Here is an 11,521-nt window from a genome sequence, read left to right as displayed (position 1 = left end):
ACACTGGCGGCTGCGGTTATGGCCGCGCTCGGCAACAGCCCTCAGGCATCTGCCGCCGACACGGTTCTGATCGGCCTGGCCGGGCCGCTGACGGGGCCATCGGCCAGGATCGGTAAAGATCTGGAGAACGGCGCACAGTTGGCAATCCGCGACGCCAACAGCCAGAACCCGACGCTGGGCGGCAAACCGGTGACGTTTAAGCTGGTTTCGGAAGACGATCAGTCCGATCCGCGCACCGCGGTTGCAGTCGCGCAGCGCCTGGTGGACCAGGGCGTGGCGGGCGTGGTTGGCCACTGGAACACCGGAACCAGCATTCCCGCCGCCCGTATTTATCATGACGCAGGCATCGCCCAGGTGGCGCCGGTTGCCACCGGCCACGCCTACACCCAACAAGGCTTTGATACCAGCTTCCGCGTGATGGGCCACGACGATGACGGCGGCAACTACGCCGGGCAGTATGCGGTCAATGTGTTGAAGGCCAAACGCGTGGCGGTCATTGACGATCGCACCGCTTTCGGCCAGGGGCTGGCGGATGAGTTTATCAAATCGTTGGCGGCGCAAGGGGGGCAGGTTGTCGCCCGTGAGTACGTCGATGACAAAACGGTGGATTTCAGCGCCGTGTTGACATCCATCCGCAGCAAAAACGCCGACCTGATCTTCTTCGGCGGCGTGGACTCGCAGGCCGCTCCGTTAGCGCGCCGTATCAAACAGCTAGGCATCAATGCCACGCTGATGGGCGCCGGCGGGTTTGTCAGCCAAACCTTCCTGACGCTGGCGCAGAAAGAAGGCGAAGGCGTGGTGGCGCTGGAGCCCGGCCTGCCGGTGGAACAAATGCCGGGCGGCAAGGCGTTTGAGCAGGCCTATCGCGATCGCTACAAAACCCATATCGAACTGCATGCGCCCTTCGCCTATGACGCCACCCGGGTGCTGATCGCGGCGATTGAACAGGCGGACTCCGCCGATCCGGCCAAGTACTTGCCAAAACTGCGTGCGATTCAGTACCAGGGCGTGACCGGTACCCTAGCCTTCGATGCGCAAGGCAACTTGCTGCAGCCAAGCTTCACCGTCTACAAGGTGGTGGCGGGCAAATGGCAGCCGCAAACGGTGCTGGGCGGCACGAAAAAGTAATCAACACAAAGAGGAACAAGGTAATGAGCTGTGCAAACGACCAATTAGGCATTCTGGCCCGGCGGCGGATCGAAGCGGAAATTATCAAACCGATTTATCAGATCCTGGTGCGCGAGATAGGCAAAGTGCGCGCGCAGGCGGTGATTGGCGAGGCCATCGAAAACGCCGCCGTGGCGGCAGGCCGGGAATTCGCGGCTCAGGAGCCCAATGGCGCTGATTTGCAAAGTTTCGTCGCCTTGCAACACCTGTGGGAAAAAGACGACGCGCTGCAGGTGAAGGTGATCCATCAGGATGAACAGCACTTTGACTATGATGTGACCCGCTGCCGTTATGCCGAGATGTATCACGAAATGGGTCTGGGCGAGATAGGTCACCTGCTCTCCTGTGCGCGCGACAGTCAGTTTATCGTCGGTTACGCGCCGGAGGTGGCCTTGCAGCGCAAGCAAACCATCATGGGCGGTGCGCCCTGCTGCGATTTCCGCTATGCGGTTAAAACGCCCAAGGAGGAAAAATGACGGTACGGGTGAATGGTGAACGCCTGTGGCAAAGCCTGCGGGATATGGCGCAGTTCGGCGCTATTCCTAAAGACGGCGTCACACGCCTGGCGCTCAGTGAGGAAGACCGGTTGGCGCGCAACCAGCTGCGGATATGGGCGCAAGAGGCCGGCTGTAGCGTGCGGATCGACCAAATGGGCAACATGTTTTTGCGCCGCGAAGGCGCCCGCCCCGATCTGCCGCCGGTGGTGACCGGCTCGCACGTGGACTCGCAGCCCAACGGCGGCCGTTTCGACGGCGTTTACGGCGTGCTGGCCGGCCTGGAGGCGCTTCGTACCTTGAATGACCGGCAGATCACCACCGAACGCGCCATTGAAGTGATCAACTGGACCAATGAAGAAGGCGCGCGCTTTACGCCGGCGATGATCGCCTCCGGTGTTTTCGCCGGCGTGTTCGATCTGCCCTATGGGCTTTCGCGCACCGATGCTCAGGGCGTCACGATCGGCCAGGCGCTGCAACAGATTGGCTATGCCGGCGAGCATCCAGTCGGTGGCACGCCGATCCACGCCGCCTTTGAATTGCACATCGAACAAGGCCCGGTGCTGGAAGCCGAACAGGTGCAGATTGGCGTGGTTACCCATGCGCAGGGCCAACGTTGGTATGAACTGACCATCGTCGGCTTCAGCGCCCATGCCGGTACAACGCCGATGGACCGCCGCCGCGATGCCCTGCTCGGCTTTGCCCGCACCGTGGAGGCGGTTAACCGCATCGGCCTTGATTTTATGCCGGATGCGCGTGCCACGGTGGGAATGGCGCAGATTACGCCGAACTCCAGGAACGTGGTGCCGGGCAAGGTATTTTTCAGCGTGGAGTTTCGCCACCCGCAGGAAGCGGTGCTGGAACAGATGGAACAGCAACTGTTCGCTGCGGTAGCCGCCGTTAACGGCGATGGCTTGGCCGCCTCTGCCGAACGCATATTCCAGTATCCGCCGGTGAGCTTCAACGCCAGTTGCATCACCAGCGTGCGCCAGGCGGCGCGGCGGTTGGGCTATTCACATCGCGATATGGTGTCCGGCGCCGGCCATGATGCCTGCTACCTTAGCCGGGTTGCGCCCACGGCGATGATTTTCATCCCCTGCGTTGACGGTATTAGCCATAACGAGCTGGAAAACATTACGCCGGCCTGGTCTACCGCCGGCGCCAATGTGTTGCTTCATGCGCTACTCGATCAGGCCGGCGTACGGTTCAGCAATCGGAATACCGCTGCCGGATCGGGGGCCTGCAGGTGTTGAAAGCGCAACAGTAACCGGCGTATCTGCCTCCTCACGTACTCCGTGTACGTTCCGGTTTACTCGTTGCGCTCGCCCTATGGGCCGACTAAAGTTCGTTCAACATGCACAACATGTTGCCTGTTCGCTGTCCGTGTCCAAACTGGTTGCGACAATACCCCCTAAAGGGATAGGCTCTTAATGCATCGTGCGATGCCATGCATTAGCGGAAGAGTATCAGGCCGTGCAACGCTCATTCCATGTATCGCGGTAGATAATGTTTCCTTCTGTATACTTCCAATTGATGGCCTCATAACGTAATTCGAGCGTTTCCAGGTGAGTGCTACTCAGGCCATTAGGGGAAAGGTACGGCGAAACCGTCGTGATTTTGACGTTTTCCAGGATGATATTGAAATACTCAGACTCAGTGCCTGATTCAACGATACGGTACATCTTGATCGTCGCTTTCTTCATAGTTCGGCCTTCACATACGGCACGATAGAGAACGGGCGTTGTTTGGTCGAACTCTTTCACTATCGTGATTGGGCGGTGAACGCGCGTGCCAGTGAGTTTGCCCCAACTCGGATCAACAGGAATGGTTACACCGTGCGAGAATGATTTTAATTCGATAGAGCCTAAACGCAGTGGCATTACACAACCACCAACAATTGGCGAACCGTTTTCATCTTCAAGCCATAAGTGCGCGGGAGTAGACATGCAATTTCCTTATAAATAAACTTTAGAGAGTACTCGTTCCAAGATGTTACCATTTCACGTAACGACCAAAAATAACCAGCATGAATACAAGAAAGATGGGCACAGGCCATATTGGTCCATCAGGGAAAATTTGTACCAGGACGACTGCGAACAAAAGAGTTAGTAATGCAGGGCCGTACATCGAAAATAACGACCTGAATATCCGCTTAAGAATTCTTCTGATAATATTCATCATGTCTTACCGAATCATCCTGGTGATGATGTCTGCAATACCATCATCCGATGCCCATTGTGCTTTAAATGCCTCAGCCCGCTGAAACAATGGCTCTATCAAGAAATACATCATTTCCAGCTCTTGAACATAGAGAGCTGAGTAATAAGCCGGATAGGTAAACTGGAGGCGACGGGCGCTATCAGCCGCTTTTTGAAGGACACCATATATACCAACTGATGTGATTCCTCTTGATGCCCAACCGCCTACTAGCGCGCTGACTTCAAGACTTAAATTCATGCCAACGGCGACGAATGCTGCTGCCGCTAAAGCGAATCCGGTGTTTGTGAGTGAGCTTGCGGCAATATGGATATTCACCGCCATTAACATTTGTTTGATGTGCTCTATTTGATCGGATGTTTTGTACCGAAATATTTCTTCAAAGTAGATTTTGAGCATTTCATACACAACATCTTCACGCCTAAGAATATGGTACACGCCTTTGGCGAACCGGATATCTTCGTTTTTTTGTCGCAGGCATACATCCTGATACTCATCAGTAAAACAGGATGTGTAATACAACGCACGCGTTGCGCCTGCTCCTATCGTTTCAATCTGATTTGATACGGCATTTCCGACGCCCGTTAATGCGTGCTCGAGTTTCAGTGCGAGAATCTTATTGGCCTGAAGATAACTTATGACTTCATTGTTGTAGTACATAGCCGCTCCTTGCTAACTGTCGTTATATCCAAGTGGAAAGAGTAAGCGTTCTATGTTGTTGATAAAATACGCATTTAGAGTTATGTTCGGGATCGATATTTGATGAGCTGTCGAACTAAAAGGTGTCAGTTTGGATAGCGGAAAGCCATGTACGCTAAGTTCATTATTCAACAGATAACGATATGTAGTTCTTCATCCCCTACGTTGACGGCATCAGCCATAACGAGCTGGAAAACATTACGCCGGCCTGGTCTACCGCCGGTGCCAATGTGTTGCTTCATGCGCTGCTCGATCAGGCCGGCGTGCCGGCAACCTGACCTTGGAGCGCTATTCGTCGCGGCGTTTTAACGCCAGATAGCCGGTAACCAGCGTGAAAGCGCCGACCAGCAGCACCAACAGGATAAACCCGTGGTGGTTGCTCGCCAGCGGAATGCCGCCCACGTTCATACCAAAAAAACCGGCGACGATGTTGATTGGCAACGCCAGCACCGTGATCACCGTCAATGTATACAGCGTGCGATTATTTTGCTCCATGCGCTTGGCGCCTATCTCTTCTTGCAGCAGGCGAATTCGTTCAGTCAGCGCCACCAGATCGTTCAGCACCACGGTGAACTCTTCGGCGAACTGGCGCAAATCCTGTAGCCCTTCGCGGCTCAGCCAGGCTGGCGGGCGGTTCAGCAAGCGGAATAGCGATGCCGGCTCGGGAGCCAGCAGACGTTGAAAGCGCAACAGTAGCCGGCGCATTTGCCCCAGTTCGGTGCGGTTTTGTTGCACGTGATGGCTAAGCAGCCGGTCTTCGATCGCGTCGACGTTTTGGTTGGCCTGGCGCACTATTTGCTCCAGCACGTCCTCTTGCTCTTCCAACAGTTGCGCCAGAAGTTCGGTGGTGGAGGCCACCGATAACGCATCAAGCCGCCGCAGCACCTGTTCGATGAGCCGCAGCGGCTTGTGCCGCACCGTCACAATCAGTTGGCTGCAGCAATACAGCCACAGCGTCGACACTTCCGGGTTGGTTTCTTTCGGGTGGAAATTGACATCGTTGAGCACCGCAAACAGATCTTCGCCCTGCCGCTCAATGCGCGTGGTGTATGAGCCCTGGCGGATTTCCTCAAAGAAAAATTCCGGGATGGCGAAATGATTTTTCAGCCATTTTTCCGCCGCTGCGTGGTTAAGGTTCAGGTGCAGCCAGACAAAACCGCCCCCGGGCGGCAACGCGCGGTAGGCCTGGCAAATGGTTGACGAAGACATTTTCTGCGGCGCTTCATCAGGGCGAAACACGTGGCCGCAAATCAGGCCGGTCACCTCATCATCAAAATCCAGCCTGTGTATTCTTTCAGCAACCATCTGAACCATATATCAAATGTCCCATTATACCGTAGAGCCAGCTATTTACCCTTCATACTTCAAGTTGCAGGTGTGTTGGCTTTCCTCGCTCACCCCAGTCACTTACTCCAGTAAGCTCCTGGGGATTCACTGCGTTGCCGCCTTCCTGCAACTCGAATTATTTTGGGTATAGTATTTTGCGCTGGGCGCCATGCGTTAAACTTATTTTAATTGACGGATCAATTCAATCCCAAAGCGACCACATCTTGGCCGAGGCTTAATTTTTGCGTCATAAAAAAGTCATAATTATTGCGAATAATTAAAATGCCCGCGAACGAGGTAATAGCGGGAATCTTTCGTAATTTTGAAAAATGAAGGTAATTTATGAGCGATAACAGTGCTATAGAGTCAAGTGCGCAACCCGCGCCAGGCCGACCGCAAATATACAAACAGAACAGCCGTATGACTGTTCTTTTTTTTGTGTTTTTATTAGTCATTGGGATCGCGTTTGCAGGGGTTAATTTATTTAATGATGTCACTGATGCTGGCGGAGTATACACCAGTTACGTTCCCTTTTTGTTATTAGGTATGGCCCTGTTGATTGCGCTGGGCTTCGAATTCGTCAATGGCTTTCACGATACCGCTAACGCGGTGGCAACGGTTATTTATACCCACTCTTTATCACCGACGGTCGCCGTGGTTTGGTCTGGCTTTTTTAATTTTCTCGGCGTGTTACTTTCCAGCGGCGTTGTGGCGTTTGGGATAATTTCCCTGTTGCCGGTAGAATTGATTTTGCAGGCTGGCACTGGCAGCGGGTTTGCCATGGTGTATGCCCTGCTGTTTTCCGCCATTATCTGGAACCTGGGTACCTGGTGGCTTGGCCTGCCGGCATCGTCCTCGCATACGCTGATTGGCTCGGTCATCGGCGTTGGCATCGCCAATGCCTTGATTCACGGCCGCACCGGCACCAGCGGCGTTGACTGGGATCAGGCGCTGAAAGTCGGCTACTCCTTGCTGCTGTCGCCGGTAATTGGCTTTGTTTTCGCTGCGCTGTTGCTGATAGTGCTGAAAATGTTTGTTAAAAACCGCCAGTTGTATACCGCGCCCAAAGGTAATACCCCGCCGCCGCTGTGGATCCGCGGCCTGTTGATCCTGACCTGCACCGGCGTCTCTTTTGCTCACGGCTCCAATGACGGCCAAAAAGGCATGGGGCTTATCATGCTGATCCTGGTTGGCACCATGCCGATCGCCTATGCCCTGAACCGGGCGCTGCCGCCGGATCAAATTCCGCGGGTTGCCGCACTGGCAACGGTAACCAAACACGAGCTGCTGCGCCAGTTCCCACCGGTTGGCCAGGCCCCGGCGCGTGAGGTGCTGACCAACTATGTGCGCACCGGTGAACTGGTGCCGGACGTGCTGCCCGCGCTGGCGCAACTGACGGGCATTATCGGTGATGGTATCCGCCAATACGGTTCGGTCGATAAGATCCCGGCGCAGGTGGTTTCCAACACCCGTAATGATATGTACCTGGCTTCAGAGACCATTAAACACCTAAAAAGCGAGAAGCAACTGACGCTACCGGCCAATACCGTGCGTAATCTGGACGCACTGAAGACCGAGCTGGATCACTCCACCCGCTTTATCCCCTTCTGGGTGAAGGTGGTGGTTGCCATTGCCCTTGGCCTGGGCACAATGGTGGGTTGGCGGCGCATTGTGGTCACCGTGGGCGAGAAAATTGGCAAAACCCACCTGACCTATGCCCAGGGCGCCAGCGCCGAGTTGGTCACCATGACCACCATCGGCGCCGCGGACGCTTTCGGCCTGCCGGTTTCCACCACCCACGTGCTGTCATCCGGCGTTGCCGGCACCATGGCGGCCAACAAATCCGGCCTGCAGATGGCCACGTTGCGTAACCTGCTGATGGCCTGGGTGCTGACGCTACCCGCGTCAATCCTGCTCGCCGCCGGCTTGTACTGGTTCTTCAACCATTTCTAACCTTCTCGTTGCGCCAACGTGGCACAGACAGCGTTACCGGTGCTGGCCGTTGGCGCACGGTTTCACCCCGATGCGCTAAAACAGCGCATATCCTGCCCCACAATGAATCAATGATCTGAAATCTGCCCGCATCACTGCGGCCACCGGCGATGTAAAACACTGGTATGAAAATTGCTTTCCTTAGGTAGCAAAAAAGGAGAAAAACATGAAAGCAATTGTTATTGGCGGTGGTATCGGCGGGCTATGCGCGGCTATCGCATTACGGCGCTTCGGCATCGAAACCGAGGTCTATGAAGCGGTAAAAGAAATTAAGCCGGTCGGCGCAGCCATTTCCATCTGGCCGAACGGAGTGAAGTGCCTCAACTATCTGGGGATGAAGGAACAGGTGCGCCAGCTGGGCGGGCCAATGCACTACATGGCCTATAACGAGTACCAGAAAGGGCAAACCCTGACCCGTTTTAGCCTGGATCCTCTGGTGGAAAGCGTGGGTGAGCGCCCTTACCCGGTCGCGCGCGCCGAACTGCAGGATATGCTGCTGGAGACTTACGGCCGTGATAAGGTGCAGTTCGGTAAACGTGTGCGCGGCGTTGAAGAAACCGCCGCCGGCGTCACCGCCTGGTTTGAAGACGGCAGCCAGGCGCACGGCGATTTTCTGGTGGCGGCCGACGGCACCCACTCGGTGATCCGCCCTTACGTGCTGGGCCAGCAGGTTGAGCGCCGCTATGCGGGGTACGTTAACTGGAACGGGCTGGTCACCATTGATGAAAGTATCGCGCCGGCCAACCAGTGGACCACTTTTGTCGGCGAAGGCAAACGCGTTTCGCTGATGCCGGTTTGCGGCAACCGTTTTTACTTTTTCTTCGATGTGCCGTTGGAAAAAGGCTTGTCGGAAGATCGCAGCACGGTGCGCGACGATCTGCAACGTTACTTTGCCGGCTGGGCCGCTCCGGTGCAAAAACTGATCGCCGCGATTGATCCGGCCACCACTAACCGTATCGAGATCCACGATATTGAACCGTTCGAGCAGTTGGTGCGTGGGCGCGTAGCGTTGCTGGGCGACGCCGGGCACAGTACCACGCCGGATATCGGCCAGGGCGGCTGCGCAGCGATGGAAGACGCCGTGGTGTTGGCCATTGCCCTGCAAACCAACTCGTTGGGCATAGCCGATGCCCTGCAGCGCTATCAGGAAAAACGCAGCTACCGGGTAAAAGATCTGGTATTAAAAGCGCGCAAGCGCTGTGATGTGACCCACGGCAAAGAGATGGCCGTGACTCACGACTGGTATGAAGAGCTGAAAAGCGAAACCGGTGAGCGCATCCTTACCGGCATGCGGGAAACCATTCTGGGCGGGCCGTTGGCATAAGATTTGCCGCTGCTTACGAGTGAGTACAGGGCGCCGGTGGCGCCCTATTTTTTTACCCTTATTGGGCCTCCAACCCGCGGTTAATCAGCATCGGCGTGATGCTTGGTGCCTGGCCGCGCCAGTTTTCATACATTTTTTCCAGATCTTCACTATTGCCGCGCGACAGGATTTTATCGCGCAGACGTTGCCCATTTTCCGCCGTCAGTCCGCCCTGCGCCTGAATACCCTGGAACGCATCATCCGCCAACATTTGTGTCCACAGATAGGCATAATACCCCGCGGCATAGCCGTTGCCCCAGATATGCTGAAAGTAGCTGGAGCGGTAGCGCGGCGGAACATAACCAAGATCGATGTTTCCCTGCTGCAACGCCTGCGCCTCGAGCTTATCAACATCCTGCAGCGGCTGATCCGCACCCAGCATGTGCCAGTGCATATCCAACAAGGCCGCGGCCAACAGTTCCGTCATGTCATAGCCTTGGTTGAATGTATTGGCTTTGTTGATTTTATCGACCAGTGCCTGCGGCATGGCCGCGCCGGTTTGATAGTGCCGCGCATAGTGGGCGAAAACCTGCGGATCACGCGCCCAGTGCTCGTTAAGCTGAGATGGAAATTCGACGAAATCGCGCGGTGTGTTGGTGCCGGACAGGCTGGCATATTGCTGGTTGGCGAACATACCGTGCAGGGTATGGCCAAACTCATGGAACAGGGTTATCACATCGTCGAATGACAGCAGCGCCGGCTGGCCCGGCGCCGGTTTGCTGAAGTTGGCGACGTTATAGATCACCGGTTTGCTGCCGTTGAGCGCCGACTGCTCGACGAAGTTGCCCATCCAGGCGCCACCGCCCTTGTTATCGCGCTTAAAATAATCGGTGTAGAACAGCGCCAGCGGCGCTCCGTTTTTGTCGAGCACTTCATAGACCCTCACGTCCGGGTGATACACCGGGATATCATGGCGTTGTTTGAAGCTGATGCCATACAGGCGGTTAGCCGCATAAAACACGCCGTTATTGAGCACGGAATCCAGTTCGAAATAGGGTTTGATCTGGCTTTCATCCAAATCGTAACGCGCTTTGCGCACCTGTTCTGCGTAAAACGGCCAGTCCCAGGCAGCCAGTGTGAAACCACCCTGCAGCCGATCGATCGCCGCCTGAATATCGTTGGCCTCGACTTTGGCGCGCGCCGTTGCCGCCGGGACAATGGCGCGCATGAACCTCAAGGCGGCATCCGGGGTTTTCGCCATCTGATTTTGTAACTTCCAGGCGGCATAGTTAGGGTAGCCCAGCAGTGTGGCCTGTTCGGCTCGCACTTCCGCCAGGCGGGCGATAGTTTGGCGCGTATCGTCGCCGTTGCCCTTCTCTGCCCGGGTGGTGGAGGCGACGAACAGCGCCTTGCGCGTATCGCGATCTTGTAGACTTTGCAAAGCCGGTTGCTGGGTGGTGTTCTGCAACGCTAGCAGCCACTGATTACTCAATTTTCGCTCACTGGCTGCCTGTGCGGCCGCGGCCAGTTCCCCTTTGGAAAGGCCGTTAAGCCGGGTTTTATCAGCGATTGCCAAAGCGCCGTTTTTTGTGGCCGCCAGCAGCCTGTTGGTGAACTGGCTGCTTAACGTGGCCGCTTCCTGATTCAGCGCCTTGAGTTTGGCTTTGTCGGCGTCGGGCAAATTGGCGCCGGCCAACTCAAAGTTTTGATAGGTAATCTCAAGCAAGCGCTGTGATTCTGCATCCAACCCCAACTGCTCGCGTTGCTGATACAGCGTTTTTATCCGTGTGAAAAGCCGCTCGTTAAGCTTGATGGCATCATCAAGTGCGGCCAGTTTAGGGGCCGTGTCTTCATCCAGTTGCTGCAGAGCATCGCTGGTGTTGGCCGCGGTCATGGCGCTAAAGACGTTGAGCACCCGGTTCAGCATGGCGCCCGCCTGCTCCAGCGCCACTACGGTGTTGGCAAAGGTCGGCGCCGCCGGGTTATCGGCGATCTTTTCTGCCTGGGCCAACTTCTGCTGGATGCCCGCGGCAATCGCCGGCGCGTAGTCTTCCTCTTCGATCAGATCAAACTGCGGCGCCTGAAACGGCAAGCGGCTTTGAGTAGAGAATGGGTTTTCATGTTTGCTGTTGTGTTGCAGCACTGTGCTGGTCACGTCTGCCTCCGTGGTCTGGCCGCCCGGCGGCGCCTGATGTACCGCCTGCGATTCATTGTTTATGGCCTGTGCCTGCGATGCCAGCGCCGGGCTGATTGCCAGCACCAAAATAGATAATCGCTTCAAAGCTAAGCTCCTTTTAGTAGACTCCTTAACCTTCCCTAGCTT

9 protein-coding genes are annotated in these 11,521 nt (G+C 55.8%); 5 read left to right on the top strand and 4 right to left on the bottom strand.

Going from position 1 to position 11,521, the window contains the following annotated elements; translation table 11 throughout:
- Positions 1 to 18: 18 nt before the first annotated feature.
- The 3 genes from AC559G_RS17580 to AC559G_RS17570 are packed head-to-tail and all read left to right on the top strand — an operon-like array spanning position 19 to position 2,914.
- Positions 19 to 1,128, top strand: coding sequence for a branched-chain amino acid ABC transporter substrate-binding protein (locus AC559G_RS17580; RefSeq protein ID WP_498913666.1), 1,110 nt, complete (start codon positions 19 to 21; stop codon positions 1,126 to 1,128).
- Positions 1,129 to 1,151: 23 nt separating this feature from the next.
- Positions 1,152 to 1,643 (top strand): L-2-amino-thiazoline-4-carboxylic acid hydrolase, encoded by a 492-nt coding sequence (locus AC559G_RS17575; RefSeq protein WP_498913495.1) that lies wholly within the window; start codon positions 1,152 to 1,154, stop codon positions 1,641 to 1,643.
- Positions 1,640 to 2,914, top strand: coding sequence for a Zn-dependent hydrolase (locus AC559G_RS17570; RefSeq protein ID WP_498913493.1), 1,275 nt, complete (start codon positions 1,640 to 1,642; stop codon positions 2,912 to 2,914). The genes AC559G_RS17575 and AC559G_RS17570 overlap by 4 nt, the downstream gene beginning before the upstream one ends.
- Positions 2,915 to 3,127: 213 nt before the next feature.
- On the opposite strand, the gene AC559G_RS17565 is transcribed toward AC559G_RS17570, so the two are convergent.
- From AC559G_RS17565 to AC559G_RS17555, 3 genes are all read right to left on the bottom strand, one after another.
- Positions 3,128 to 3,607 carry an Hcp family type VI secretion system effector gene (locus AC559G_RS17565; protein ID WP_498913491.1) on the bottom strand — a complete coding sequence of 160 codons (480 nt, stop codon included), beginning with the start codon at positions 3,605 to 3,607 and terminating at the stop codon, positions 3,128 to 3,130.
- A 238-nt stretch (positions 3,608 to 3,845) separates the two neighbouring features.
- Positions 3,846 to 4,538 (bottom strand): hypothetical protein, encoded by a 693-nt coding sequence (locus tag AC559G_RS17560; protein WP_498913489.1) that lies wholly within the window; start codon positions 4,536 to 4,538, stop codon positions 3,846 to 3,848.
- Between the two features lie 327 nt (positions 4,539 to 4,865).
- Positions 4,866 to 5,891, bottom strand: coding sequence for a transporter (locus tag AC559G_RS17555; protein ID WP_498913488.1), 1,026 nt, complete (start codon positions 5,889 to 5,891; stop codon positions 4,866 to 4,868).
- A 354-nt stretch (positions 5,892 to 6,245) separates the two neighbouring features.
- On the opposite strand from AC559G_RS17555, the gene AC559G_RS17550 reads away from it, so the two are divergent.
- Positions 6,246 to 7,856 (top strand): inorganic phosphate transporter, encoded by a 1,611-nt coding sequence (locus AC559G_RS17550; RefSeq protein WP_498913486.1) that lies wholly within the window; start codon positions 6,246 to 6,248, stop codon positions 7,854 to 7,856.
- Positions 7,857 to 8,061: 205 nt separating this feature from the next.
- Positions 8,062 to 9,219 carry an FAD-dependent urate hydroxylase HpxO gene (hpxO, locus tag AC559G_RS17545; protein WP_498913484.1) on the top strand — a complete coding sequence of 386 codons (1,158 nt, stop codon included), beginning with the start codon at positions 8,062 to 8,064 and terminating at the stop codon, positions 9,217 to 9,219.
- 58 nt (positions 9,220 to 9,277) lie between these two features.
- Here hpxO and dcp read toward each other — a convergent pair whose 3' ends face one another.
- Positions 9,278 to 11,479, bottom strand: a complete 2,202-nt coding sequence (dcp, locus tag AC559G_RS17540) for a peptidyl-dipeptidase Dcp (RefSeq protein ID WP_498913483.1) — start codon at positions 11,477 to 11,479, stop codon at positions 9,278 to 9,280.
- Positions 11,480 to 11,521 lie beyond the last annotated feature (42 nt).

This window comes from Gibbsiella greigii (assembly GCF_039540155.1).
Classification (GTDB): domain Bacteria; phylum Pseudomonadota; class Gammaproteobacteria; order Enterobacterales; family Enterobacteriaceae; genus Gibbsiella; species Gibbsiella quercinecans.
Note: the sequence above shows the minus strand (reverse complement) of the source record. Positions and strands in the feature narration are given on the sequence as shown.